This window comes from Serratia sp. NPDC087055, assembly GCF_044900985.1.
Classification (GTDB): Bacteria; Pseudomonadota; Gammaproteobacteria; order Enterobacterales; family Enterobacteriaceae; genus Serratia.
Genome location: NZ_JBJDOG010000007.1, coordinates 104,745 through 131,538, shown reverse-complemented (window position 1 = coordinate 131,538; position 26,794 = coordinate 104,745). Strand labels below are relative to the sequence as shown.

24 protein-coding genes are annotated in these 26,794 nt (G+C 52.2%); 15 read left to right on the top strand and 9 right to left on the bottom strand.

The features are described from left to right. Positions 1 to 626: 626 nt before the first annotated feature. Positions 627 to 1,967 carry an anaerobic C4-dicarboxylate transporter gene (locus ACI2J2_RS22545; protein WP_265556519.1) on the top strand — a complete coding sequence of 447 codons (1,341 nt, stop codon included), beginning with the start codon at positions 627 to 629 and terminating at the stop codon, positions 1,965 to 1,967. Between the two features lie 974 nt (positions 1,968 to 2,941). Here the strand turns inward: ACI2J2_RS22545 and cbpM are convergent. The 3 genes from cbpM to ACI2J2_RS22530 form a co-directional block, all read right to left on the bottom strand. Then, complete coding sequence (gene cbpM, locus ACI2J2_RS22540; RefSeq protein WP_404760884.1) at positions 2,942 to 3,247, bottom strand: chaperone modulator CbpM; 306 nt, start codon at positions 3,245 to 3,247, stop codon at positions 2,942 to 2,944. Continuing rightward, positions 3,240 to 4,175, bottom strand: a complete 936-nt coding sequence (cbpA, locus tag ACI2J2_RS22535) for a curved DNA-binding protein (protein ID WP_209639680.1) — start codon at positions 4,173 to 4,175, stop codon at positions 3,240 to 3,242. The genes cbpM and cbpA overlap by 8 nt, the downstream gene beginning before the upstream one ends. 165 nt (positions 4,176 to 4,340) lie before the next feature. Beyond that, positions 4,341 to 4,910: an HdeD family acid-resistance protein gene (locus ACI2J2_RS22530; protein ID WP_404760883.1), complete on the bottom strand. Its 570-nt coding sequence runs from the start codon at positions 4,908 to 4,910 to the stop codon at positions 4,341 to 4,343. A gap of 213 nt (positions 4,911 to 5,123) precedes the next feature. Between ACI2J2_RS22530 and ACI2J2_RS22525 the strand changes: the two genes are divergently transcribed. Then, positions 5,124 to 6,890, top strand: a complete 1,767-nt coding sequence (locus ACI2J2_RS22525) for an ABC transporter ATP-binding protein/permease (protein WP_314592620.1) — start codon at positions 5,124 to 5,126, stop codon at positions 6,888 to 6,890. 43 nt (positions 6,891 to 6,933) lie between these two features. On the opposite strand, the gene ACI2J2_RS22520 is transcribed toward ACI2J2_RS22525, so the two are convergent. Next, entirely contained in the window at positions 6,934 to 7,323 is a 390-nt protein-coding gene (locus tag ACI2J2_RS22520) for a tautomerase family protein (protein WP_209639689.1), read from the bottom strand. Between the two features lie 147 nt (positions 7,324 to 7,470). On the opposite strand from ACI2J2_RS22520, the gene ACI2J2_RS22515 reads away from it, so the two are divergent. The 3 genes from ACI2J2_RS22515 (at position 7,471) to ACI2J2_RS22505 (ending at position 11,097) form a co-directional block, all read left to right on the top strand. Beyond that, positions 7,471 to 8,415 (top strand): LysR family transcriptional regulator, encoded by a 945-nt coding sequence (locus ACI2J2_RS22515; RefSeq protein ID WP_404760882.1) that lies wholly within the window; start codon positions 7,471 to 7,473, stop codon positions 8,413 to 8,415. A gap of 569 nt (positions 8,416 to 8,984) precedes the next feature. Next, positions 8,985 to 10,250, top strand: coding sequence for an MFS transporter (locus ACI2J2_RS22510; RefSeq protein ID WP_404760881.1), 1,266 nt, complete (start codon positions 8,985 to 8,987; stop codon positions 10,248 to 10,250). 37 nt (positions 10,251 to 10,287) lie between these two features. Beyond that, the gene (locus tag ACI2J2_RS22505) at positions 10,288 to 11,097 is read left to right on the top strand and encodes a MoaF C-terminal domain-containing protein (RefSeq protein WP_404760880.1); all 810 of its coding nucleotides are present in this window, start codon (positions 10,288 to 10,290) and stop codon (positions 11,095 to 11,097) included. Here the strand turns inward: ACI2J2_RS22505 and lldD are convergent, their stop codons facing one another. The 3 genes from lldD to ACI2J2_RS22490 all read right to left on the bottom strand — a co-directional run bounded on the left by lldD (position 11,098) and on the right by ACI2J2_RS22490 (position 15,107). Further along, positions 11,098 to 12,237, bottom strand: coding sequence for an FMN-dependent L-lactate dehydrogenase LldD (lldD, locus tag ACI2J2_RS22500; protein ID WP_209639701.1), 1,140 nt, complete (start codon positions 12,235 to 12,237; stop codon positions 11,098 to 11,100). A gap of 34 nt (positions 12,238 to 12,271) precedes the next feature. Next, on the bottom strand, positions 12,272 to 13,852 hold the full coding sequence (locus ACI2J2_RS22495) for an L-lactate permease (RefSeq protein ID WP_209639703.1): 1,581 nt from the start codon (positions 13,850 to 13,852) through the stop codon (positions 12,272 to 12,274). Positions 13,853 to 14,186: 334 nt separating this feature from the next. Further along, the gene (locus ACI2J2_RS22490; protein ID WP_130381915.1) at positions 14,187 to 15,107 is read right to left on the bottom strand and encodes a LysR family transcriptional regulator; all 921 of its coding nucleotides are present in this window, start codon (positions 15,105 to 15,107) and stop codon (positions 14,187 to 14,189) included. Between the two features lie 250 nt (positions 15,108 to 15,357). On the opposite strand from ACI2J2_RS22490, the gene ACI2J2_RS22485 reads away from it, so the two are divergent. The 3 genes from ACI2J2_RS22485 (at position 15,358) to ACI2J2_RS22475 (ending at position 17,707) form a co-directional block, all read left to right on the top strand. Continuing rightward, entirely contained in the window at positions 15,358 to 17,010 is a 1,653-nt protein-coding gene (locus tag ACI2J2_RS22485) for a multidrug ABC transporter permease/ATP-binding protein (RefSeq protein WP_404760879.1), read from the top strand. A 398-nt stretch (positions 17,011 to 17,408) separates the two neighbouring features. After that, positions 17,409 to 17,522 carry a YmiA family putative membrane protein gene (locus ACI2J2_RS22480; RefSeq protein WP_209639711.1) on the top strand — a complete coding sequence of 38 codons (114 nt, stop codon included), beginning with the start codon at positions 17,409 to 17,411 and terminating at the stop codon, positions 17,520 to 17,522. 11 nt (positions 17,523 to 17,533) lie between these two features. Further along, positions 17,534 to 17,707 (top strand): hypothetical protein, encoded by a 174-nt coding sequence (locus ACI2J2_RS22475; RefSeq protein WP_209639713.1) that lies wholly within the window; start codon positions 17,534 to 17,536, stop codon positions 17,705 to 17,707. Here the strand turns inward: ACI2J2_RS22475 and ACI2J2_RS22470 are convergent. Continuing rightward, positions 17,697 to 18,917 carry an MFS transporter gene (locus tag ACI2J2_RS22470; RefSeq protein ID WP_265556510.1) on the bottom strand — a complete coding sequence of 407 codons (1,221 nt, stop codon included), beginning with the start codon at positions 18,915 to 18,917 and terminating at the stop codon, positions 17,697 to 17,699. The two genes, ACI2J2_RS22475 and ACI2J2_RS22470, sit on opposite strands and share 11 nt — an antisense overlap. 515 nt (positions 18,918 to 19,432) lie before the next feature. Here ACI2J2_RS22470 and agaR point away from each other — a divergent pair. The 6 genes from agaR to agaF are packed head-to-tail and all read left to right on the top strand — an operon-like array spanning position 19,433 to position 24,113. Next, positions 19,433 to 20,206: a transcriptional repressor AgaR gene (gene agaR, locus ACI2J2_RS22465; RefSeq protein ID WP_037418365.1), complete on the top strand. Its 774-nt coding sequence runs from the start codon at positions 19,433 to 19,435 to the stop codon at positions 20,204 to 20,206. A 23-nt stretch (positions 20,207 to 20,229) separates the two neighbouring features. After that, a complete protein-coding gene (locus ACI2J2_RS22460; protein WP_209639719.1) occupies positions 20,230 to 21,513 on the top strand; it encodes a D-tagatose-bisphosphate aldolase, class II, non-catalytic subunit in 1,284 nt (427 codons plus the stop codon). Position 21,514: 1 nt separating this feature from the next. Then, on the top strand, positions 21,515 to 21,991 hold the full coding sequence (gene agaV / locus ACI2J2_RS22455; protein WP_037418370.1) for a PTS N-acetylgalactosamine transporter subunit IIB: 477 nt from the start codon (positions 21,515 to 21,517) through the stop codon (positions 21,989 to 21,991). 14 nt (positions 21,992 to 22,005) lie between these two features. Next, positions 22,006 to 22,785 (top strand): PTS N-acetylgalactosamine transporter subunit IIC, encoded by a 780-nt coding sequence (gene agaW / locus ACI2J2_RS22450; RefSeq protein ID WP_209639722.1) that lies wholly within the window; start codon positions 22,006 to 22,008, stop codon positions 22,783 to 22,785. After that, entirely contained in the window at positions 22,775 to 23,668 is an 894-nt protein-coding gene (locus tag ACI2J2_RS22445) for a PTS system mannose/fructose/sorbose family transporter subunit IID (RefSeq protein ID WP_265556504.1), read from the top strand. Before agaW ends, ACI2J2_RS22445 begins: the two co-directional genes overlap by 11 nt. A gap of 10 nt (positions 23,669 to 23,678) precedes the next feature. Continuing rightward, the gene (gene agaF / locus ACI2J2_RS22440) at positions 23,679 to 24,113 is read left to right on the top strand and encodes a PTS galactosamine/N-acetylgalactosamine transporter subunit IIA (protein WP_209639728.1); all 435 of its coding nucleotides are present in this window, start codon (positions 23,679 to 23,681) and stop codon (positions 24,111 to 24,113) included. 44 nt (positions 24,114 to 24,157) lie between these two features. Here the strand turns inward: agaF and ACI2J2_RS22435 are convergent, their stop codons facing one another. Next, a complete protein-coding gene (locus ACI2J2_RS22435) occupies positions 24,158 to 25,894 on the bottom strand; it encodes an ABC transporter ATP-binding protein/permease (RefSeq protein WP_404760878.1) in 1,737 nt (578 codons plus the stop codon). 191 nt (positions 25,895 to 26,085) lie between these two features. Here ACI2J2_RS22435 and ACI2J2_RS22430 point away from each other — a divergent pair, with 191 nt between their 5' ends. Next, positions 26,086 to 26,793: a tetratricopeptide repeat protein gene (locus ACI2J2_RS22430; RefSeq protein WP_209639734.1), complete on the top strand. Its 708-nt coding sequence runs from the start codon at positions 26,086 to 26,088 to the stop codon at positions 26,791 to 26,793. The last annotated feature ends 1 nt before the right edge of the window (position 26,794 follow it).

Below are 26,794 nucleotides of genomic sequence, written 5' to 3'. Positions count from 1 at the left end.
TTTCCACTCTTCACCATACTCAACCTGATAGCCGGGTTTACGATCCTTATTGTTCATCCTATTCCTTGGGATCCTGCATCCATAAATATGCCGCATTTATTTTAAGATGATTCTTAACGCAATTGAATTGAATCTGCTTTTTTAGGTAAAAATCCTAATGATAGGTGTCGAGAACAGCCACTGAATGAGGGTGGCATAAGGCTGCGATAATTACCGCTGGATTACCAATGTACTGTTTTCTGTTTCAAGAGATAGAAAGCCTAGTTCGCGATATTGGCTCATGGTCAGCCTTTTCTAATGTTAAATCAATGCTGACTATTATTTAAAATATTGTGTCTAAAATATATTATTGCTGTCATTGTGGCTATTTCCTTTATTCCACACATTACGCAGTATAAGACGTTTATTAGGTCTTTTAATGATGTGCTTTTACATGAATGTATGGGTTTGGTAGCCATTCATTTACACGAAAAACATAATGATAACTTTAATAAAACAAACTGGTTTCCGCCTGATTTTATTGGGCTTTTTTAATGATGAAAACTAACTATCTGTGATCTTAATCCCTCAATGAAAATGAAAAGAAGTGAATTATTAATCATCTTAACAATAAAAATGAGGTTCACATGTTATTTACGATTCAACTTATTGTCATACTGATCTGCCTTTTTTACGGGGCCAGAAAGGGTGGTATTGCGCTGGGGTTACTTGGCGGTATCGGGTTAATTATACTGGTTTTCGTTTTTCACTTGCCGCCAGGGAAACCCCCTGTTGATGTGATGCTGGTTATCATCGCGGTAGTGGCAGCATCAGCGACGCTACAAGCATCAGGGGGACTTGATGTGATGTTGCAAATTGCAGAGCGTTTACTGCGACGTAACCCTAAGTATGTGTCCATTGTTGCGCCGTTTGTTACCTGCATTTTGACCATTCTCTGTGGTACTGGGCACGTGGTATACACGATATTGCCCATTATTTATGACGTGGCAATCAAGAACAATATTCGCCCGGAAAGGCCGATGGCTGCCAGCTCTATTGGTGCACAGATGGGGATTATTGCCAGCCCGGTATCCGTGGCCGTTGTATCGCTGGTCGCCATGTTGGGCAATTTTACCTTTAATGGTAAACATCTTGAGTTTCTCGATCTGCTGGCGATTACGATACCCTCTACCCTGTGCGGTATTCTTGCTATTGGTATCTTCAGTTGGTTCCGGGGTAAAGATCTGGATAAAGATGAGAAATTCCAGAGTTTCATTTCAGACCCGGAAAACTACAAATACGTATACGGTGATACAGCAACCTTATTGGATAAAAAGCTCCCAACCAGCAATTGGGTAGCGATGTGGATTTTCTTGGCGACCATCGTTATTGTCGCGCTATTAGGGGCTTTCTCTGAACTGCGTCCACTCATTAATGGCAAACCACTCTCTATGGTGTTGGTTATCCAGATGTTCATGTTGTGTTCTGGTGCGGTAATCATTATTGCTACCAAAACAAACCCAGCGTCTATCTCTAAAAACGAGGTTTTCCGTTCAGGGATGATTGCCATAGTGGCTGTTTACGGTATTGCCTGGATGGCTGAGACAATGTTCGGTGCTCATTTGAAAGAAATTGAGTCAGTGCTGGGCACCATTGTGAAAGAATATCCTTGGGCCTATGCCATCGTTTTGCTTATCGTTTCCAAGTTTGTTAATTCGCAGGCTGCTGCACTTGCAGCGATTGTTCCTGTGGCACTGGCCATCGGGGTTGATCCTGCTTACATCGTTGCTTCTGCACCGGCGTGTTATGGTTACTATATTCTACCGACCTACCCAAGCGATCTGGCTGCCATTCAGTTCGACCGTTCAGGAACGACAAATATCGGGCGGTTTGTGATTAACCACAGTTTCATCATGGTAGGTCTGATCGGGGTTTCTGTGTCGTGCGTGATGGGGTGGGTCTTGGCTGCCGCATACGGGTTCCTGTAACGGATCCGTCGCAGTGGTTGGTTATGCGGAGAGCAACCTCAGGGTCGATGAGATCGTGGGGTGGGAGCGGGGGCTCTTCTCTGCCCAGAGTGCTGCTTTCATCCCACATTACTGGCGTATGGATATAAAAGATAAAAGCCCTGACAATGTCTGCCAGGGCTTTTAAGGTACTATTGACTTCAAATTTAACATTAATGAACTTACTAATTTCTTACTGCTAAGGTTCTATCGTTAAATGTACAGGTTTAACACAGATAATATTGGGTTAACTCAATCCTCCCTCTATTTACCAGTTTAGACTTTAGGCCAATCTCAATACTCGAATATTTGGCATATTAAACAGGTACATCTCCCCTTGCGATATAGACTCTTTGATGCGTGGCCTCACTTCCGTTGCGATCTTGTTGCACTGTCTTGAAAAATGATCGCAAACAAATAACAATTAAAACATGGCCTTACATCATCGCGTTTTGGTTCACACCCTGCGATTGTAGATACTGACTACGTGGCCTTAAAGCGTCATATAATGAGAGTGTTGTTTTCTCTACATTAATGGCCCATACAAAAATCACTTCGTGGCCTTTATCGCAAAAATAACTTTATCAACTTAACTTTAATACTTTCACTATTAACAGCAAGCTATTGTTTCGCTGCTGATGATTACTAATCTACTTGTTTTGATAGGGGTGTCAATACTGTTTTTAATAACATGTTTTTAATGACATGTCTTTATTAACAGTATTCATATTAATCATCAGTTAAACATCGCCGAGTGCATATTTTTTATCAACATGATCTCTTCAGAGGGTATCGGTTATGTTGGTTTTCCGTGTGGAAGGAGGCAGCAGCAGAGGGATTTTCCCGTTCCGCCAGTGAGGAAGAATGAGGGCGGCAGAGGGGGGGATATTTCGACGATGAACGCTGTCGGCGTCTGACACAGCCCACTGCAGGTGCAACGGGCTGTTTTCACAACATCAGGGCTTGCTGATAAAGCGTGCCAGCCTTTGGTGTAACTGAGAGTTTTCTTTGCGTAGATGCTCGATCTCATCCAGCAACGTCAGCGTCACCGCAATGCCGGGCCAGTCGAGTGCCAGCTCGCGATGCAATTGCTCGGCGCGATGAAAAGTGATCAGTGCGCGATCGTCGAAGATCCACTCTTCAGTTGTGAGATCACGCGGTTGAATCATGCCTAACCCAACGATTTCCGTGAGTTCATCTTGTGTTACGCCGGTGTGCAGGCAAAACTCGGTTATGGTGAAAGTTACTTTTACGTTAGCCATTTTGCTTACTCCACTCTTTACGTGGATCAAAGGTCTTCTGAGCTTCTGCCAGCTGTTGCCACAGTGCAGCGCTTTTCTCGTCCGGTTTTGGTGGCATCATGACTTTGATCACTGCATATAAATCCCCGGTTTCTTTTTTCCCGACCAGGCCTTTTCCCTTGATGCGCAAACGCTGCCCGGTTTGGCTGCCGGCAGGGATGGTCAACAGAATACTGTCTTTTAGGGTCGGTACGGGGACCTTGGCACCTAAGGCCGCTTCCCAAGGCGTTACCGGCAGGACGATCTCAAGGTTGTGCCCGACAATGTCGAACAGCGGATGAGGAGCTATGCGGATAATCAGGTAGAGATCGCCGTTAGCGCCGCCGTCAGTGCCTGGTGCACCCTGGCCTTTCAGGCGAATACGCTCACCATCACCAACGCCGGCAGGGATTTTCACATTAAGGGTTTTAGGAATTTCCTGCTCTACCATGCCGAACGCGTTATACACCGGCAGGCTATAGCGAATAGTGCGGGTTTGCTCTGCCTGTGTTTCTTCCAGGAAGATAGCGACTTCCATTTCAATATCTTGGCCGCGCATGCCTTGGCGCCTTTGGCGATGTTGCTGAGCACGCGCATGTTCACCGAACATAGAGGAAAAGATATCGGAAAAGTCTTCAGCGCTGTGGGCATTGCCATGGCCATGCTGTGTCTGGCGGCCAAAGTTGGGGTCGTTACGGTGTTGCAGAAGTTGATCGTATTCAGCACGTCGTTCGTCGTCTTTCAGTACTTCATAGGCTTCGGCGACCAGTTTGAATTGTTCCTCGGCATTTGATTCGGTACTGACGTCGGGGTGATATTTTCGCGCCAGCCGGCGATAGGCGGTTTTGATTGCCTTAAGATCGTCTGACGGCTTAACCCCTAAAATGGCATAGTAGTCCTTGAATTCCATAGCGTTATCATCTCACTTCAATTTTTCGTCAGGGGAAATCGTTGAGCCTGCATTGGGTGAAACTTTACTTATAGTAGGGCAGTTGGCTGCCGAAGTACCAACCTAATTGTGTGGCTGGGCAGCCAAATGTCAGAGAAAGCGGAGCGGGGTAGCTCCGCTGAGAGATCATGCGCGTTTCAGCTGCCGGGCAACCTGGAATAAGCTGAACGAGCTGAACAGCATTTCGATACCCACAATGGTGGTGACCAGTACCACTGATGTCATTGGGTCAGCGCTGAACAACAGCCAGGCAATGGCCAGATCCAAAATGCCAATCACAAATTGCAGCCAGCTTCCCGGAAGCTCGCGCAGTTTATATCCGGCGATCAACCGTACAATCCCACCCAATGCAAACAAGACGGCGAGGTAAACCGCCATGGCGAAAATACCGACTGCAGGGTGGGTGATAAATATGTAGCCGATAATAAGATAAGCCACCCCGAGCAGAATGCCGCCGATCATCGGCCAGGTATTTTGCAGCCGGTTGGCAATCATACCGAAAATAAGTGCAAAGCCGCTTAGCAACAAGAAAATACCCACGACCACACTGATCGCCGCGCCGGAGGCAAAGGGGCTGAACAGGCAGAAAAGGCCGCCCAATAGCAACAATATTGAGATGATTAACAGCGGGGTACGTTGTTTCTTTAAACTCTGTTCATCGATAATCAACGAATGACGATGGCCCATGTTTAGCATGATAGAACTCCCTTGTTTTGAATGTCCTGTACAGTTTCACTGACAATTATAGTGGAACACGCCACTTTGGGGATGATGCTTCGAAACGGCATCTATTTTGTTGGGATCCAAAAGAGCTGTGTGGGTGGATTCCATAAGGTTTTTCATGGCAGACGTGCCAGAATAGATAAAAGCCAATGCGGCTATATTGACTGAGATAATAGATACCCAATGATAGACCGCTCCCGCTTACTGAAATTTTTGCTGCCTTATCTCTGGCCCAAAGATAATCTGAAGTTACGTTATTACTTGGTTATCGCCTTTGTTTTCATGGTGATATCTAAGGTAAGCACGACGTTAGTCCCCCTGGCGTACAAAGCCATGATCGACGCCTTGAGCGGCGAAACGGCCAAAATGCTGGCCATACCCATTGGTTTGATCCTGGCTTATGGCGTTGCGCGCGTTGGCGCGGCGTTATTTGAAGAGCTGCGCAACGTGATGTTTGTGCACGTCAGTCAGAATGCTACCCGGTTGTTAGGGCTGCGAGTGTTTAGGCAGTTGCATGCGCTGAGCCTACGCTTTCATCTGGAGCGCCAGACTGGCGGACTATCGTTATCGATTGAACGGGGTACTCAGGCCGTAGCGACAGTGCTTTCGCGGTTGTTGTTTTCCATTTTCCCCATCCTGTTTGAAATCACCCTGGTGTCGGTGATTATGTGGCATTTGCTAAACGGCTGGTTTGCTCTGGCAATTTTAGCGACGGTCGGCTGCTATATTCTGTTCACCGTGATGGCGGTCAGTTGGCGTACGCGTTTTAGACGCGAACTCAACCAAGCCAATGCCGATGCCAATACCAAATCTATCGACAGCCTGCTCAATTATGAGACGGTCAAATACTTCGGTAACGAAGACTTTGAGGCAGACCGTTTCAACATGTCGCGCCGCTTGTATGAATACGCCGCGATTAAGAACCAGTTCAGTTTTACCGCCCTCAACCTCGGGCAAACCGCCATTATCTCTATCGGGTTGATCGTGATGATGGCGATGGCGGCACAGGGTATCGTGCAGGGGCGGATGACGGTCGGCGACTTTGTGTTGGTGAATGCCTATCTATTGCAACTCTATCAGCCGCTCAACTTCTTCGGCTTTATTTATGCTGAAGTCAGGCAGGCGTTGATCGATATGGAAAACATGTTCGATTTGCTGCAGGAAGAGCAGGAGATTGTCGATAAACCAGATGCAGCGGCGCTGCGGTTGAAAGCCGGTGAAGTGTGCTTTGATTCGGTCAGTTTTGGCTATGATGTGCGCCGTCCCATCCTGAAAAATGTCAGCTTTACCATTCCAGCGGGCCACACGGTGGCTGTGGTGGGGGCCTCGGGTGCCGGCAAGTCTACGCTGTCCCGGCTGTTGTTCCGTTTCTATGATGTGAACAATGGCACCATTTCGATTGACGGCCAGGATATCCGCAGTTTGAAGCAGGCCAGTCTGCGTGGGGCGATTGGCATCGTGCCGCAGGACACCGTGTTATTCAACGATACGCTGGGCTACAACATCGGCTACGGTAAAACGGGCTCAAGCCAGGCAGAGATCGAACGGGCAGCCAAATTGGCGCATATTCATGACTTTATCGTCAGTCTGCCCGACGGGTATGAAACCCGAGTGGGTGAGCGTGGGCTTAAGCTTTCCGGTGGGGAAAAACAGCGGGTAGCGATTGCTCGCACTATCCTGAAAAACCCCGCGATTCTGGTGTTTGATGAGGCAACCAGTGCACTGGATACCCAGACTGAACGCGAGATTCAGGCGCACTTGCGCGAGGTGAGCCGCGATCATACGACGCTGGTCATTGCGCACCGCCTGTCCACGGTCGTTGATGCTGATGAAATCATCGTGCTAGAGGCGGGGGAAATCGTCGAACGTGGGCGGCATGAGGCCTTGCTGGCCAGCAATGGCCGCTATGCCGCCATGTGGCAAAACCAATATAACGACGAACAGCAGCCCTGACGATATACATCCCCAGGCGGCTTAGCCTGGGGAATCACAAGGGTTAAAGATCGCCGGTCAGGTACTGTGCCACGCCATTACCGAAACTCCAGTCGCCCTTGCTGTTAGTGGTAATTGAGACCATCAAGTCATTGCCTTCAATCCCGCAGCTTTCCCGCAGTTCACGGCTGAGTTCAGCATAAAATCGCTGTTTCTGTTCTTCAGGCCGCGGGCTGGTGATCACCCGAACGACCACCAGATTACGAGTGCGGGTCAAATTAAGGCCCGTGTCTTCTATCACCAAATGGTGAGCTTTGTTTTCATGAACAATCTGGTAGCGATCGCGCTGCGGCACGTCGAAGGCGCTGAGTACGGCACGGTGGGCGGCGTCGAGCAGCGTTTTCAGTTCGGCTTCATTGCGGCCCTCGATAACGTCAAAGATAAGTAATGGCATTTTCATAATCCTGTCAGTGAGTTAATGATTTCATGGAGGTGCAGGGCAGCGTTTTATCATCGCCTTTGAGAGCCCATCTTAGCCATGCACCCCTGTGGGAAGAAGCGCTATACTTGAATTCATTGTTTATATAAATGAACAGTCACGATGAAAAACCCCAAAATAGAAACCTTGTGGACCCATTTGCACTGGCTCACCGTATTGGCTGAACAGGGTAGCTTTACCCGGGCGGCAGAGCGGCTGGATGTCAGCAAAGCGGCAATGAGCCAAAAAATTAAAGAGATCGAAACGCTGGCCGGGGTGCCATTGGTACAGCGTACCACCCGCAGTGTCAGACTGACCGAGGCGGGATTGAGGTTGGTGGAAGAGCTACGCCAGCCTTTTGCGCAAATAAAGCAGAGTTTTTCTGGTATTTGTGATGCCGGCGGGCCACTACGTGGCACGGTTCGGGTGACAGCGCCGGTGGCGTTTTCTCGCCAGCAATTGGTACCGCGAATTACCGGTTTTCTGCATGCCAACCCTGAGGTGCGGGTCCAGCTTGAGGTTTCTGATCGACTGGTGTCATTAACCACCGAAGGGTTTGATTTGGCCATTCGCCACAGTGATAACTTGCCCGAAACGCATGTCGCCTGGCGCCTTTGTCAGACTGAAACGCTGGCGGTGGCGTCGGCAGACTATGTGAAACGTCAGGGGATGCCGCTATCGCCGAACGATCTGCAGGCGCATCAATGTCTTTATTACCCGCGTAAAGGGGAACAGCCCGGCTGGCGTTTTGTCACCAAACACCCACAGCAAGGCAACGTGGAAAAGCTTCACGTGCCCGTCAGTGGCCCGTTTGCGACCAATAACAGCGAATCGATACGGGATGCGGCCACTGAAGGCTTGGGGATTGCTTTGCTGCCGGACTTTAGTGCACAACAGGCGCTGGCAGACGGAAGGCTAATAGAGGTACTGCCTGATTGGCGGCCGGTCAATGCCTTTGCAGACAGCCTTTATGTCGTACGGCCCTATGCGCCCCAGGTGTCGCGAGTGGTAACGGAATTCAGTCATTATTTGCGCGGCGCGTTTGCCGACGGATTTTTCATCCGTTGATAATTCAGCCGTGATAAATCGTCCCAATCACTCCTGCAAAGTATTGTGGTCGGGAGTATTGCTGTGATTCACGTCACGCTACAGGTATTTTTACGATTCAGTCACGTTAATGTAATGTCCGGTGAGTGGCTTACCCAATGGAGTTAATGAATAACGTTAATGCTGGGTAAATGGCATAAATTCAATAGATAAAAATGATTCGAAATATCGACGCGTTAAATTAAATAATAAACAAATCTAACATGTGAAACGTTAATATATTTATGAAAGTGACAAGCCAACGCAATTTGATGGCGTAAAGAGTACCGGTTGAGAGACGTAAATAGAGAAATAACAGTGCAGTAAAATAAACAATGTTAATAATAACCCACCTGTAATGTACCCACTTTCAAGATTTCCTGGCCGCCGCTATAGCCCAGTTGACAGCCCGCTCGCTTGCGATAAATTTAAATCGTTAACATATTAACAACAACCTCGAAAAAAGAATGGCCCGTTATTTTGGTTTGTCACTCAGGGGTTGCGAACAAGCAAATCGTCATTTATGAGCTTACTAACAGGCAGAGCACATCATGAAGAAATCGACGGGATATGGTTCGGGAGTCAATGAAGAAAACAGATTACTGGTGATTCTCTTTTTCGTTTTTGGCTGCGTTTTTGTTGATCGTTTAACCATATCTTTCTTATTCCCCATGATTGCTGCCGATTTGCAGCTGAGTAATGTGCACCTTGGCACGTTGTCTGCCGTATTGGCGCTGACCTGGGCACTGTCGGGAGCAGGATTAGGCGCGATTGCCGATCGTTTTAATATCCGCAAGCCCATGCTCATTGCCTCTATTGTGGTGTTTTCTCTCTTTTCTGCCTTGTCGGGGTGGGTTAACGGTTTCGCCATGTTGCTGATATTCCGTGCGTTGATGGGGATTGCTGAAGGGCCCGTATTGCCGATTGCACAGTCATTGATGGTAGAAAAATCACAACCGCAGCGGCGTGGATTCAATATGGGATTGATCCAGGGGGCTGCACCGGGGTTATTGGGGGGCATTATCGCGCCGCCGCTCATTATTTATCTGGCTCAAAAGTGGGGCTGGAGCATGGCTTTCCATCTGACAGCCTTACCGGGGATTATTCTGGCCTGGTTAATTTATAAATATGTCGACGGCAAAAAGAATCCGTCTTTTGTTGACGAACCCGCGGCAAAAGATCGGTTGGAAAAGGCCGCTTACACCGAGCTGTTCAAAATTAAAAACGTGGTGTTGTGCATCCTGATTTCTTGCGTATTCGTCACCTGGTTTATGGTCATTATTACTTTTACGCCCAGTTTCCTGGTGACCGCGCGTGGCTTCAGCGAAGGGGCAATGGGCGGCATCATGAGCGCTATCGGCGTGGCCTGGGTTTTCTGGGGCGTTGCGGTGCCGGCAATTTCAGACCGCATCGGCCGTAAACCGACATTAATTTTCTTCTCACTGCTGGCGATTTGCTGCCCACTGTTTCTGAGTTACGTCGATAACCTGTGGCTTTTGGGTGGGTTGGTGTTTCTGTCGTATACCGGTTTGGGCTGCTTCACCTTGTTTATGGCGACGATCCCTTCAGAAACCGTATCAAAAGCCCGTATTGCCACCGCGCTGGGACTGGTGATGGGCATTGGTGAAGTCATTGGTGGCTGCCTGGCACCTTTTACCGCAGGTTTTATCGCCGATCGTTATGGCTTGGTCAGTGTGATGTGGCTGGCAGCCATTGGGGCTGCTTGCGCCGTGGTCTTAAGTTGTTTTCTCGATGAAACGGCACCCGCAGTGGTTAGCCGAAGAACGTTGAAAAGTCAGGGTGTCGCCGACGTCTGAAACAGTCTTTTGCCCCCTATACGCAAGGAGAACGAGCATGTCTTTAAATCCGTCAGTATTGAACCAGAACGCCGAGCCAGAGTGGAAGAACTATGACGATTTCGCCAGGGGGATTGATACCAACCGCCTGCCACCGACCCAAGACTGGCGTGGCAAAACGTTGCAGATGGTGTTTGAACAGGGTGAAGAGATGACGTTGCATTTCAGTGCCGATCAACCACGGCTGCACTGGACTTGGCAGGGAGAACAAGGGGAAGACGCTTACGAGGAGGTACGTACTTGCCCATCACAATACTTCTTTAATATTCCTTTACAGAAACCGGGAAATGAATGCCTGACATTGGTGCTCAACGCGGATAGCGGGCGGGTGTTGATGGTGCGTAGCACGCTGTTGCCTGAACAACAGGTGACGAATGGTTCCCGGTTGGGCCAAACATTCAGTGTGGGTCATCGGGTGGATATTACGCCGAGCGGCTTGGCGCCGCATCTGACCCGTGAGCTGCTTGGCTACCGTACGTTGAATATTTACAGCCCCAACCATTATTACGAACATTTCTACGTGAATACTGAGCGCTATGCCTGGCAGAATCTGCGCGGTGAGCAGTTTGGTCACGGTGATATGGATTACGCCACATATTATAAATTTGCGGAAGAGCAGTATTTGTTCACCTTCCGAGAAAAGATTATCCCGGTTTGCTCGGTGTTCTTTTTCGACTTTACCCTTGGCCGCTGCACAGGGATATTTCTGGGTCTGGATGCCGCCGGCAAGGTGCTAGTGTCCCCCGCCGGCGCTTTCATTCACAAGATGAGTTACAACAGCTACCCCGATGGGGTACAACCGCTGTAATCAGCGGTTACTCACCAGAGAGTCGGCGTTAATGTCCGCGATGGTTTTCGCACCGATCAACGTCATGGCGACGCGCATTTCTTTATCGATCAGTTCGAGCAGGTTGGCGACACCCGCCTGCCCGGCTGCCGCGAGGGCATAGGCAAAGGCACGCCCCAGCAATACACCGTCTGCGCCCAGTGCAATCATGCGTACCACGTCCAGCCCATTGCGAATACCAGAGTCGGCGAGGAGTGTAATATCGCCTTTCACCGCGTCGGCAATCGCTGGCAATGCGTGGGCCGTCGATAACACGCCGTCGAGCTGTCGGCCACCGTGGTTGGAGACCACAATGCCATCGGCACCGAATCGCACTGCATCCTTGGCATCTTCGGGATCCAGAATACCCTTGATGATCATTGGGCCTTGCCAGAACTCACGGATCCAATCCAAATCCTTCCACGAGATAGAGGGATCGAAATTGGCGCCTAACCAGCCGATATAATCTTCGAGGTTGGTCGGTTTGCCGCGATATGCCGAGACGTTGCCCAAATCATGCGGCTTGCCGCACAGCCCGACATCCCAGGCCCATTGTGGATGCGTCACGGCCTGCAGTATGCGTCGCACGGCAGCATTGGGACCACTCATCCCTGAGTGTGCATCACGATAACGCGCGCCAGGCACGGGCATATCGACAGTAAATACCAGGGTTTTTACCCCTGCAGCTTTAGCGCGCTCCAGCGCATTGCGCATAAAACCCCGATCTTTCAATACATACAGCTGGAACCACATCGGTCGATCGATTGCCGGTGCCACTTCTTCAATGGGGCAGACTGAAACCGTAGACAGGGTGAAGGGAATGCCTTTCTGCGCCGCGGCTTTGGCTGCCTGCACTTCACCGCGGCGGGCGTACATTCCCGTCAGCCCGACGGGGCCGAGGATCACCGGCATTGCCAGTTTTTCACCAAACAGGCTGGTTTCCAGACTGAGGTCTGACATATTTCTCAGTATGCGCTGGCGCAGGGCAATACCTGCAAGATCTTCGGTATTGCGTCGTAGCGTATGCTCCGCGTAGGCTCCGCCGTCAATGTAATGGAACAGAAAAGGCGGAAGCTTAGCCTGTGCTGCGGCCCGGTAATCGGTTGATGCGGAGATGATCATATTTTTACCTTATTTCGATAACGTGCTTTTACATTCATAAAGTCAGGATCTGCGCCATAACGGCGGCGATCCCCCCGTACACCAGCAAGGGCAACACGGTCTTTCTTATAATTTTTCCTTCAGCATTGCTGATCCCAAGGATTGAGCAGACGGCGATAATATTGTTCAGGCACACCATGTTGCCCATGGCGCCGCCAACGGATTGCAGAGCCAGCGTCAGATTGACGTTTAGCCCACTGCTCATGGCGATGGAATGCTGAATACCGCCAAATGTTAGATTGGACACGGTATTGGAACCTGAAAAGAACGAACCCAAGGCACCGAGGAACGAAGAGAACAGCAGCCAGCTTTCCCCCGTGAGCGAGGCCAGTGCTTTGCCAATGAGGATCACAGGCGCCTTGTCGCCACCCTGCATCATCAGATTGACCATTACCAAAGCGCCAAACAGGGCGATAAAGGGCTTGGCTATGCGCCCCCCGGTTTCTGTAAACATCTGTTTTACCTGTTTGCCGTTTAGCTTAAACAGGGGAATGCACAGCAAAACCACCAGTAAAAAAGGAATCAATGCAGGCACATACAGCGTTTTGTAGCTTGCGGCAGCAGACGTACCTAATACCTGTTGTAATTCAATGATCAGGGCATCACTGATGCGCAGCTCGCCCAAGCCGCCGAGTTTGCCATTCCATAAAGGTGCATTGCTGTTGAGCAGTGCCTTAATTCCCAACTGATGAATACGCGTGACTATCAAAATAGCAATCAGCAGCAGCGTTGGGGTCATTGCTTTGATGACCTGCACGAATGGCACAGGTTGAGAGGATGTTTTACTTTCGCTGCGTGTCAGGCCAACCCCGGCACGTGCCAATAGCACTGACAGCATCAAGCCAATCGCGCCGCCAACCAGTGCAGGAAATTCATAGTTAACCTGTGCCAACAGCAAGTAAGGCACAGTGCAACTCAAGACGCTGAGCAAAATAAAGGGCAGGTTGCGGCGAATCTCATGCCAGGACACGATAAAACGCAGTGCCAGCAACGGGATAACAAACCCAGCGACAAAGTGGATTAATGCGGTTTGGCGGCCAATGTCCAACAGGTCGGCATCGGGAAGCCCCAAATTGGCGAAACCGAACCAGGTGGGTGTCCCGACGGCACCGAACGACACGGGGACAGAGTTCATGACCAGCGTTAGCAGGGCTACGCGCAATGGGTTAAAGCCTAACCCGACGAGGATCGGGGCTGCAATGGCGGCGGGGGTACCAAAACCGCTGGCCCCCTCAATCATAAAGGCAAATGCCCAGCCGATGATCATCAACTGTGCGACCGGGTTGGGGCTGATATTTTCCAGCCAGTTCCGCACCACGTTTTCTGCCCCGCTGATCTGCATCAGCTTATTGAGCAAAATAGCGCCGGCAATGATGGTAATTGGCGTGAAAACCGAAACCAATGCGGTAATGATATTGGCATGCAACAGCAGTGGCAGGCTATCGAACCAAAACAGTTGTACGGCATACACGGCAGCCGCTGTCAGCGGTAGCGCAAAATAGGAGGGAACACCGTTCTTTTTGGTCATCATCCAGATCAGCAGGACGATGGGCGCAATACTGAAAAGCAGGGACATAAAAGCCTCAGGGTTATTATTGTTATTTGTGGCTGTATGTAGCCGAAAGGTTAATTACCGCAACATTTTCATTCTAATCACAACCTTGGGTGATGTTCCATTCAGCAATTATCCGGTATTGAAAAGAAGGGCGGCGTCATCACGTTATTGTTGGCGGTGTGTGTAGTGAGGATTTTTTTATTTGATTGAAAATCAATGCGATAGGTTTATTTTTTATATGATGAATGTGCTGGCTCACATTAATTACACAATAATCATCAATAGATTATATTCAAAAGTGGCGTAATCCCTGGCGGGCGCTATCGGCCCGCTTGGAATAATTATGTGATCTGGTTCAAAAATAGTGGCTGATGCTTTGGTAAGACGCGATGATATGTTCAATCAGAAGTCGGGTTTTTAGCGGTAAATTACGGGTATAGGGATAGACAGCGTAAATGCCTAATACTTTGCCGCAGTGACCAGACAAAATTTCCACCAGTTTTCCATCCTGTAAATCCTCATACACCATACAGCGCGGCACCATGGCAATACCATAACCACCGATCACGGCCTTGCGGATTGCTCTGGCATTATTGGCGGACAGGTTGCCATTAACCTGTAACTCATAAATTTTGCTGCTGCCTGGCTGTTTCATCAACCAGTTGTCGGTCCCGCTTTCCTGATACGTGTAGGTCAGGCAATTATGCTGGAGTAGGTCATCGGCCGAGTGAGGCTCAGGATGCTGCTGCAAATAGCCTGGTGAGCAGACGATCACCCAGCGTGAATCCAGAATAGGGCGAGCAATCAGGCTTGAATCTGGCAGGGTGCCGGTACGGATAGCCAAATCAATGCCTTCATTAACCAGATCAACGAAGCGATTCTCGAGCCGCATCTCAACCTTCAGATTGGGATGGCGGGCGCAGAATTCTGCCACGCTCTCACTCAGCAGCAATTCCCCTGAAATCGTCGGGACCGACATGCGGATCACGCCGGTCAACTCGTCGCTTTTTTCACTGACAACGTTCAGGGCTTGCTGAATTTGAGCGCCAATCTCTTTGGCCTGATGGTATAGGCTTTGGCCGTTTTCCGTCAGCGTCAGGCTGCGGGTGGTGCGGTATAGCAGGCGTGCGCCAAGGGATTTCTCCAGTCGCCCGATACGTTTACTGACCACCGAGCTGGTGATGCCGGCCGTTTCAGCGGCTTTGCTGAAAGAACCGCAGTCAACTATCAGAGCAAACAGGATCAGGTCGTTGGCATATTCATGTGTGGGCAGCATCAGTTGGTGTTTTCCTCATCCCAGAGCAACGCTCAGTGTATACCCGTCATACTTCAAGCGGCATCTTTGTTGGCAAGTTTGTGCGCCTCGATCGACGCGTTATCTCTGCGCCTGAAACTCATCCTCCGCGGAGATGGGCATTTTTGCGGCCAGAGCGCCATCACCAGAGACAATATGAGAATTGTTATTGATATCACTTTTGTGCCGCTTACAATGCCTGCCATCTCAAGATTTAGGGTAAGGGTTCTTCATGGAGTTGCTACGGGTGGTGTACCACCAGTATCGCTGGCCGTTTTTGGCGGTAATGGCGTTAACCATGGCCAGCGCGGCGTTGGGCATAGGTATCATCGCCTTTATAAATTTGCGGCTGATGACGGTAGCGGGCAACCCTCTGGCCGTATTACCCGAATTCCTCGGTTTATTGGCATTGCTGATGGCGGTAACGCTGGGCTCACAGTTAGCGCTGACCACGCTCGGCCATCATTTCGTGTTCCGACTGCGCGGCCAACTGGTTAAGCGCATCCTGGATACGCGTATTGAGCGGATAGAACAGCTGGGCAGCGCTTCGCTACTGGCAAGCCTGTCCAGTGATATTCGTAATATCACGATTGCTTTTGTGCGCTTGCCGGAGCTGGTGCAAGGGGTGGTCTTGACGTTGGGATCGGCGGCCTATCTGGGGTGGTTGTCACCGAAGATGTTGGTGGTCACCGCGATATGGGTTGCTGTAACGGTATTGGGTAGCGGCTGTTTAGTGTCTCGCGTGTATCGCCACCTGACCAACGTGCGTGAAGCGGAAGAACGCCTTTATGAACATTACCAATCTGCAATTGATGGCCGTAAAGAGCTGACGCTGAACCGCGATCGTGCAAAAGCGTTGTACCAGCAAGCCTACCAGCCCGATGCCGAAGATTATCGACACCATATTATCCGCGCGGATACTTACCATCTCAGCGCGGTAAATTGGTCGAATATCATGATGCTGGGCGCGATTGGCCTGGTGTTCTATATGGCAAATAGCCTGGGCTGGGCGGATACTGCGGTGGCGGCGACCTATTCACTGACGTTGTTGTTCCTGCGTACGCCGTTGTTGCAGGCGGTGGGGGCATTCCCGACGCTGATTGGCGCAGAGGTGGCTTTCGGTAAAGTCAAAGCGTTACAGCTTGCAGATTACCAACCCGCATTTCCTGCGGTGAGCCCCAAAGCCTGGCAGACCCTGGAACTGCGCGATGTGATGTTCCATTATGGCGCGACGGAGCAAAAAGCCGGGTTCGCCGTCGGGCCTATCAACCTGACGCTGCGCCGCGGTGAGCTGGTATTCCTGATTGGCGGCAATGGCAGTGGAAAATCGACGCTGGCAATGCTGTTAACCGGCTTATATCAACCGGTTAGCGGGAAAATTATGCTGGACGGTGTGCCACAGACCCCGGCAGATATGCATGATTATCGCCGTTTGTTCTCCGCTATTTTTACCGATTTCCACCCGTTCCACCACCTGCAGGGGCCAGAGGGGGAGCAACCGGATGCCGAATTGGTAGAACGTTGGCTTAATCGATTGAACATGAAAGACAAGCTGCAATTCGATGGTCTGCGGGTGACCAATCCGCAACTATCACAAGGCCAGCGTAAACGTCTGGCGTTACTGCTGGCCGTGGCGGAAAAGCGCGATGTGCTGCTGTTGGATGAATGGGCGGCGGATCAGGATCCGCAATTCCGCCGTATCTTCTACCGTGAGTTGCTTCCGCAGTTACGCGCACTGGGAAAAACGGTTTTCGCCATCAGCCATGATGACCATTACTTTGAACATGCCGATAGGTTGCTGCAAATGCGTGATGGGCATTTAAGCGAGCTGACCGGCAACGATCGTGAACGCGCCAGCCGGGACTCGATTTCGCAGATTGACTGAGGCTTATCGTTCGGGCCGCATTGGCGGTCCGAATCGCCGTTGGTCAGCGTATGGCGCTATCCGATGAACACAGCATATAACGTCACTTCTCCAGCCAGCCCCAGTTTAACCTGCCGCAAATTCCCCTTACATAAAGTCAATTAATTGAGTATTGCTTTATTTACCGGTGGTTTAATTTTGATCTGTTGTGTTGTGTCACACTGCGCCATCGTTCACTAATGCAACACACATTCGTCGCCCATGACGCATTATCCAGACCCTTTCTCGTCGCTGCCTCTCTTCAAGTGGATGTGTAGCAGATGTTTATAAAATTACTAGGGCAATAAAACACTTTATCGATCGTTTAAATAGATCAATAATCACGTTTTAATTGATTTAATCTATTATACGGGGTGGCTGTGATAAGCAAGGATGATGCAAATATCAAACGTAAAGCTTGGCTATGCGTATTTATCGGCTGCGGGATGTTTTGGCTGGCCGTCGCCGCCGTGATTTATTGGCTGTTTATTTAGGAAATGTGTCGATGGACAAAAAACGCGTAAAGAAGACGGGGGGCGCCCGGGATGATAGCCCGGCCAAGATCCCCCCTTCCTGGCAGTTGACTCGTGAGCAACGTGAGTTTATCAACGACCTATGGCAAGACGACGCTGTAGAGCCTACATCGGAGCAACCCACGCGGCCTGGTGTTAATGAATAACCCGGTTGCGCCCGGCCAACATGCCGAACAGCACCTGCAGCAGCGTCAAACCCAGCAAAATGGCCAGTGGCAACTGCCAGCCTTGCGTTAGATCGTGTAGCAAACCGAATAACGTGGGCCCCAATGCCGCCAAAAGATAGCCTACCGATTGCGCCATTCCCGACAATTGTGTTGCCTGGTGATGATGACTACTGCGTAGGCCAAAGAAGGACAATGCCAGCACCAAAGAACTTCCCGCCCCCAACCCGGCAAAAATCAGCCACACCAGCGAATTTTCAGGCCTCAGTAACAGGCCGGCTACCCCAGTAAAAATCAGCAGTGAACTGCACAGTGCGATAGTTCGCTGATCCCGCGCGCGCGGCAGAATAAATACCATGACGAAGTTAGCGGCGATCGCCACCAGTTGATAAATAAACAGCTCAAAACCCGCTTGCTGTGGCGAGGTGCCGTGGCTGGCGGCAAAGGCACTGAACCAGCCGATAATGGTGTAAAAGGTGATGGACTGTAAGCCCATAAACAGCGCGACCTGCCAACCGAGTGCACTGCCCCAGGGAGAGCGAGAGGGAATAGGTTGAACACCGGGTGTGGTACTGCTCACGGCAGTGGCGGGGCGTCGCAGCTGCGGCAGCCAGATAATCAATGCCAATAGGGCCGGAAGGCTCCAACACAGCAGAGAAAAACGCCAGCCTAGATCGTTCATCGCTGCCAGCGGCACGGCCAAGCCGGAGGCCGTCGCCGCGACCAGCGACATTACGGCGGCATAGCCTGCAATCATCGCCGCGGCACGCTGCGGAAAGTCGCGTTTGACCAGTGTCGGCAACACCACGTTGGCAAATGCGATGGCGGCGCCAATTAAAACGCTGCCCAGCCACAGCATGCCGTGTTGCGGCAGGGAGCGCAGCACAATGCCGATAACCAACAGTAATAGTGCCATACCCAGAGTGCGTTCAATGCCCATACGCTTGGCCAGGCCGGGAGTCACTGGCGATAGCACGGCAAACAGCAGCAGTGGCAGTGAGTTAAGCAGGCCGGCAGCGGTAGCGGACAGTGATAACTGCTGTTGGATTTGTTCAAGCAATGGGCCTACGCTGGTCAGCGCGGCGCGCAGGTTGGCCGCGACTAACATAATGCCGCTGATCAGCAATAATGGATGGCGTAACCGACGGCGTTTTATGGCGGCAGACGTTTGGGGTAAGGCAGAATGGGGCATGAGTTCCTCGCACCAGGGCATGCAGTCAATCAATGCTGCACAGCATGATGCGTTGATTGACGTTAACGCTTACGTACCGACCCTTGGCCGATATCTGCGCGCAGTGTAGGGGAAGATCCCCCGGCCTGACAAGAGGTCACTTGAACGCCGGCGACGCAATTCGGGCATTTGCGATGCCATGCTGGGGAAGCATAATTGCCAATATGTGATCCCGATCACCTGATGAATTAAAAGTCAGCCTGCCAGGCGGTTACACCGCCGCTTTCGTTTTCTGCCTATCATCCGGCTCCTCACCCCGGCAGCTACGCCCGCTCTGATATTTCACTTTGCTTTTTTCTGCGCTTATAAAATTTTCACTTCATTTCGATTCGAAAGGTTTTCAGCCAGTTTTTCTGCTAAAACAGCGCTGTAACCCCGATCACAATTTCATTGCTTTCGCTTTGCTGTAATGCCAGCGCAGTAGAGCGAAAGCCATCTTCTCCCCGGCCCGGCCGGAAAACTGAGGACCGCAGCTCATGCCAGTGAATACCGCAAAACGACGTGAACACATTATCGATCTGTTATGCGAGCACGGTAGCGTGCGCGTGGAGCAGCTCAGCAAGCAATTTGCAGTATCCACGGTAACGATCCGCAACGATCTGCGCTTTCTGGAACGAAAAGGGTGTGCGTTGCGGGCTTACGGCGGCGCCATGCTCAATCAACAATTTGCCTTCGATCGCCCGTTACATGACAAGGGGCGGTTAAACCGCGACGTGAAGTCGCAGATCGCGAGCGTAGCGGCAAGCTATGTGCGTGATGGTGACGCGTTGATTCTCGATTCCGGTTCCACCACCACTCAAATCGTGCCGTTCCTGAAAGGGCGACGCGATTTGGTGGTGATGACCAATGCGCTGAACATTGCTTATGAGCTTTCAGGCAACGATGGGGTGGAAGTGATGGTGCTGGGGGGCAGCGTGCGCCGCAACTCCTACTCGCTCTATGGTCCGGCTGCCGAACAGCAATTGCGCCAGTACCGTTTCGACAAACTGTTTTTGGGGGTCGACGGCTTCGATCTGGCTGCCGGTATCACCACGCCTCACCCCGGTGAGGCACACCTCAACCGTGTGATGTGTGAGGTGGCGCGCGAGATCATCGCCGTGGCGGATGCCAGCAAGTTTGGTCGCAAGAGCTTTTGCATGATTCGTGAAGCTGGACAAATTCATCGGCTGATTACCGACAGCCTTCTTCCGGACGATTACGAGCGGGCGTTAACCGAGTTGGGCGTGGAGGTTGTCATCGCCGATCGGTAGTACGGCGCCTGCGTGGGGGATTCATGCAGCAGTTGTTACAGCTTATTGAGCAGCACAAGGCCGGAAAACCGGTTGGGATATTTTCCGTTTGTTCCGCTCACCCCTGGGTGCTGAAAGCAGCCCTGCGGCAGGCCAAAGAGCGTGGTACACCCGTGCTGGTGGAAGCCACATCGAATCAGGTCAATCAGTTTGGCGGTTACACCGGCCAAACCGCGGCACAATTCCGCGATGCCCTGTGGCTGCTGGCCGATGACGTGGGGCTGGCACGGGATCGTCTCTGGTTAGGGGGCGATCATCTCGGCCCGAATGCCTGGCAGGATCGCCCGGCTGAAGAAGCGATGATGCTGGCAGAAAGGCTCATCGACGATTATGTCCGTGCCGGCTTTCGTAAAATCCACCTTGATTGCTCCATGTCTTGCGCTGGCGATCCCTTCCCTCTGAATGATGAAACGGTGGCCATCCGCGCTGCACGATTGTGTGCCGTCGCGGAACGCGCCTGGCAGGAAAGCGGCGGTGAGGCGCCGGTCTATGTCATCGGTACAGAAGTGCCGGTACCCGGTGGCGCTCAGGAAGCGCTGGAAGGCATGCAGGTCACTACGCCGCAGGCCGTACAGCAAACGCTGGACGTACACCGGCTGGCGTGGCAACGCGCTGAATTGGTCGATGCCTGGACGCGAACCATTGCGCTGGTGGTGCAGCCGGGTGTCGAGTTTGATCATCACAGCGTAGAACACTACCAGCCGCAACGAGCCCAAGCGCTGAGCCACTTTATCGAAAAGCAGCCGGGCATGGTCTACGAGGCACACTCAACGGATTACCAACCGCCCCAGGCTTACCGGCAATTGGTGGGCGATCACTTCGCTATCCTGAAAGTCGGCCCGGCGTTGACCTTTGCACTGCGCGAGGCGTTGTTCGCCCTTGACCATATCGAACGCGAATGGCTGGGCGAGCATCAGTCGGCGCAGCTTTGCGCCACGCTGGAACAGGTAATGCGCGAACAGCCGCAGCAGTGGAGTCGTTATTATCACGGCAACCCGCATCAACAATATCTCGATCGCCACTACAGCCTGAGCGATCGGGTGCGTTACTACTGGCCGCAGCCGCAGGTTCAGCAGGCAGTGGAACACCTGGTCGACAATTTGCGCCGTCATCCGGTCCCGTTGGCGCTGTTGAGTCAATATCTGCCCGATCAGGCCCGTGCAATGAATGCGGGTGAATTGAGCCAGGATCCGCAGGATTGGGTGATGCACAAGGTGACGCAGGTGCTCGATGATTACCATGCCGCCTGTTACCCGGAGGTGCATTGAAATGCCAAATATCCTGATGACGCGTATCGATAACCGCCTGGTGCATGGCCAAGTCGGTGTGACCTGGACCAATACTTTGGGGGCGAATCTGGTGGTGGTCGCCAACGACGAGGCCGCCGCCGATCCGGTGCAACAGAACCTGATGGACATGGTGGTGGCGGAAGGGGTACAGACGCGCTATTTCACGCTGCAGAAAACCATCGACGTGATCCACAAGGCGGCAGATCGGCAGAAGATCTTTTTGGTGTGTAAAACGCCGCAGGATGTGTTGCAGCTGGTGCAGGGCGGGGTGCCGATCCGTTTCGTGAACGTCGGCAATATGCATTTCGCCGAGGGGAAGCGACAGGTGCATAAAACGGTCTCACTGGATGACGATGACGTTGCCGCTTTTCGTGAGTTGGCAGCGCTGGGTGTCGAGTGTGAGGTACGCCGGGTGCCGGATGAAGCGGGTGAGGCGATCGGCAAACTGTTGTTTTGAGGTCGGGGGTAATCATGTTGACTGATGCGTTATTGATTGCACTATTGGCAGGATTGGCAGGGGTCGATCTGTTTGACGGTCTGACCCACTTTCATCGTCCGGTCGTGCTGGGGCCGCTGGTTGGTCTGATTCTGGGGGACGTTTACACCGGCCTGTTGGTCGGGGGCACATTGGAACTGGTGTGGATGGGCATGGTGCCGCTGGCGGGAGCCCAGCCCCCGAATGTGGTGATTGGCGGGGTAATTGGCACGGCATTCGCCATTCTGACCAAGGCTGACCCCAAGGTTGCGATCGGCGTTGCAGTGCCGTTTTCGATTGCAGTACAGGGCTGCATTACGCTGCTGTTTACGCTGTTTTCGCCGATGATGCACCGTTGCGACCGCATGGTGAAAGAGCTGAACTGGCGCGGCATTGAACGGGTGAATTATCTCGGTATTACCATCCTGTTTGCGTTCTATTTTGTGGTGGCGTTTCTGCCGATTTATTTCGGTGCTGATGCGGCCAGCGCCATGGTGCAAAAAGCACCTGTTTGGCTCCTGGATGGCCTGGCGGTAGCGGGCGGTATGATGCCGGCGATTGGTTTCTCATTGCTGATGAAAGTGATGATGAAAAAAACCTACGTGGCCTATTTCATCCTCGGTTTCATTTCCGTCACCTTCCTGAAATTGCCCATTCTGGCCGTGGCGCTGGGTGCGCTGGCGATCGCACTGATCGATTTCTTTAACAGTCAACGGGCCGGTGCGGATTCGCTCAAACAGCCTGTACAACAGGAGGATGCTGAAGATGGCATTTAATGATTCCGACGACCTGCTGGCACAAAAAGCGGAACAGCGTTTAGCACAGGCGCTGGCCACCAGCCAGGTCGAGCAGGACGACTACGTCGATAGTCAACCCGCTGAGGCGTTGACCCGTGGAGATATCAACCGCATGGCCTGGCGTTCGTTGCTGTTGCAGGCGTCGTTTAACTATGAACGAATGCAGGCCGGTGGCTGGCTGTACCAACTGATCCCGGGTTTGCGCAAGATCCACCGCAATCCACAGGACCTGGCCAACTCGATGAAAATGCACATGGAGTTTATCAATGTGCACCCGTTTGACGTCACCTTCCTTTCCGGACTGGTGTTGGCAATGGAGCAAAACAAGGAGAAGATTTCCACCATTCGCGCAGTAAAAGTGGCGCTGATGGGCCCATTGGGCGGTATTGGCGACGCGTTGTTTTGGCTGACGCTGCTGCCGATTTGTGCCGGGATTGGGGCCTCGCTGGCGCTGGAAGGCAGCCTGTTCGGGCCGATCGTCTTCCTCTTGCTGTTTAACGTTTTCCACTTCGGTTTGCGTTTCGGGCTGGCGCACTACGGTTACCAGGCCGGCACCAGTGCGTTGGCGCTGCTGAAAACGCACACCCGACGAATATCCCACGCCGCGTCGATTGTCGGCATGACGGTAATCGGTGCATTGGTGGCCTCATACGTTCACCTTTCTACCCCGCTGGTGATGCATGCCGGCAAGGCCAGAGTGGCGTTACAGACCGACGTGCTGGACAAGCTTATGCCCAACCTGTTGCCCCTGTGTTTTACGCTGCTGATTTTCTTCCTGATGAAGCGGGGTTTTTCACCCGTCAAATTGATTGGCGTGACAGTGGTGATTGGGGTCGTGGGCAAATTTATCGGTTTATTGTGAGGAAAGGGCTATGCCAGGCATTGTGATTACCGGCCATGGTGGCTTCGCCAGTGGGCTGTTGCAGGCGGTTGAGCAGGTCGTGGGGCCGCAAGAGAACTGCGTCGCGGTCAATTTTCCCGAACAGATGAGCACCGCCCAGTTAAATGTGGCGCTGGGTGCTGCGTTGGCTGAGGTGACGCAACCGGACGGTGTGGTGTTCCTGACTGACATGCTCGGTGGTTCACCGTTTCGCTGCGCCAGTGAACTGGCGGACTTGCATGGCGATTGTGAGGTGCTGACGGGGGTGAATATGCAGTTGGCGGCAGAAATGATGCTGGAGCGGGAAGGGTTGAGTCTGGACGAGTTTCGCGAAGTGGCACTGGCATGCGGCAAGCGTGGCCTCACCAGCCTATGGCATGAAAGACGCCGGGTAAAATGCGAGGACGTGCAAACCGACGGTATTTGAGAGGAACCGGGCGCCGCCATGGTAGGGGGCGCCCAGTCGGTCGGTTAGCCCGCGACAGGCAGTGGGCTCAGTGACATGCGGGCCGGTTGGTTTTCTTCCACACGATTAAAACGCCAGCAGCTTTGATGGTATTTCGCTACGCTGTTGCGGTGCGCCACGCTGACTAAGGTCACCTGCGGTAACTCATCCACCAGTAAACAGTACATCAGTTGTTCTGTCTCGTCGTCCAGCGCACTGGTGGCTTCGTCGAGGAACAAAATGTCTGGGCGGGTAAGAATGGCGCGGGCGAATGCCAGCCGTTGTTGTTCACCCGGCGACAGGCGCTGACTCCAGTTGGCACTGGTATCCAGCCAGCGCTGCAGATGCTTCAGCCGGCAATTTTCCAACACCTTCAACAACTGCTCATCAGGGTATTCGGCTGCAAGATGCGGATAGCTCAGCGCTTCCCGCAGTGTACCGATCGGAATATAACTGCGCTGTGGCAAAAATAGGGTACTGCTGGCGGCGTCGCGCCCAATCGCACCAGAGCCATATGGCCAGATACCGGCGATAGCGCGTAGCAGCGTGGATTTACCGCAGCCCGATGGGCCGACAATCAGCACGCGTTCGCCGCGTTTCAGGGTCATCGACGTGGGATCCAGCAAAGGCTGGCCGTCTGGTAACTGCAGGCTGAGACGATCGAGGATCACCGGTTGGCCGTTTTCCTGCTGCAATTGAATGCCGCGTTGCTGATGGTGTACCTGATCCACGGCGGCGTTAAAACCGGCCAGACGGTTTACACAGGCTTTCCAGGTTGCCAAATCGCTGAAAGCGTCGATAAACCATGATAATGCGCCCTGGACCTGACCAAAGGCGGAAGAGATCTGCATGAGTCCCCCCATCTCGATGGCGCCAGAGAAGTAACGCGGCGCAGCCACCAGCATTGGGAAAACAATGGCGAATTGGCTGTAAAAGTTAGTGGCAATGTTGAGCCGTCGGGTGATGTGCATAATTGACCACCAGTTGGCGCGGATGGTGTCAAAGCGGCCGCCCAACTGTTGTGCTTCGCGCGGTTCACCCTGATACAGGGCAATCGCGTCGTTGTTTTCACGGATGCGGATCAGGCCGAAACGAAAGTTTGCCTCATAGCGCTCCTGATTAAAGCCGAGCTGGACCAATGGCTTGCCGACCCACCAGATCAAGAGCGAACCCAGCACCGCATACAAGAGGGCGAACCACACCATGTAACCAGGCAGGGTGATGGCATGCTGGTGAATGATAAAGGTCATTGGCCCACTGACGTGCCAAAGAATGGTAATAAAAGAAAACAGTGTCACCAGACTGGAGAGCAGCCCGAGCGACAAAGAGAGTGTGTACTGTGTCAGGACGTTGAGATCTTCGGCGATACGCTGGTCCGGGTTATCAACGATCTGCTGTTGCTCGGTGTGGTAATAGGCCTGATGTGCCAGCCATTTGCCCATGAATTTCTCTGTCATCCAGCGCCGCCAACGCATTTGCAGGCCTTGTGTCAGATAAATTTTATACACCGCCAGCACGATGAAAATGAGTGCCAAATAGGTAAAGCGCCACAGCTGTGCCTTGAATACCGGGTAGTTTTTGTTTTGCAGCGCGTCATAGAACACTTGGTTCCATTGGTTGATCAATACGCTGATATACACCAACCCGAGCGACAGGACGATGATGGCGATCAGCATCGACCAGGCCCGCCATTTTTCTTCCGAAACCCAGAATGGCTTTATCAATTGCCAGACGGCATGTTTGGAGGTAGGGGTTGTGTTCATGGGATCCCATAAATTATGCATTTTCTTCAGCATGGGCCGGGGGCAAGTAACAAACAAACCTGGACTGTAAGCAGTTTTAACGCAGCTAACCGTTTGAAATATTGCGACTGAATCGTCAGGGGTGATGCCATGCCCGATGGCGGTTATACTGGCGCCGAAATTGGTTTTTTTTATTGCGGAAAGGATAAGTGATGAAGGCGTTGGTCCCCTTGCTGTTGGCCTATGGCGTGCTCGTTAGCGACCAGGCTATGGCACAGATTGATGAGCCGGATATTAATGCCGATTGTCACAAAGTGGCGAGCTACGCTGAACTGGGGAACAGTGCCTATAAGCGCGGCGACTATTCGCATGCCGCCGATATTTTCCGCGATCAGGCTGCCTGGAGCGAGTTTTGTGGTCTGGACGAACAGGCGACAGCCACGGCCTACAATAACGTGGCGTTGGCCCTGATGCATGCAGGTGAATTGCTCAAGGCTCGGGCTTATTTAGAGCTGGCGCCGCAAGACAGTAAATCTCGGCATAATCTAACGCTGTTGCAGCAGCGGTTAGCGAAGCAGCCACCGTTGGACGGGCCCGGCGGTGTCTACTGGCAATATGCCGGACGTGGCGTATGGAGCGAAGTGGACATCAAACCGCAGGATGGGCACTGGCTGATAAGCTATTCCGGCTATTACATGCCGCAGATGGGCCTGTATTACGGACCGAATATGGGGGAGTTCGCCGAAGTGCTGCCGATTGAACATGGCAAAGCGGTGTACCATCAACGGGAACCGGAGGACGCAACGACCTGTGATGTGTCCATGCAGTTCAGGGCTGATTCGCTGGACATGCGCACCCATGGCGACTGCGGTTTTGGCTTTAACGTGCGGGCTGAAGGGCGCTTTGTGCGGGTTGAATAGT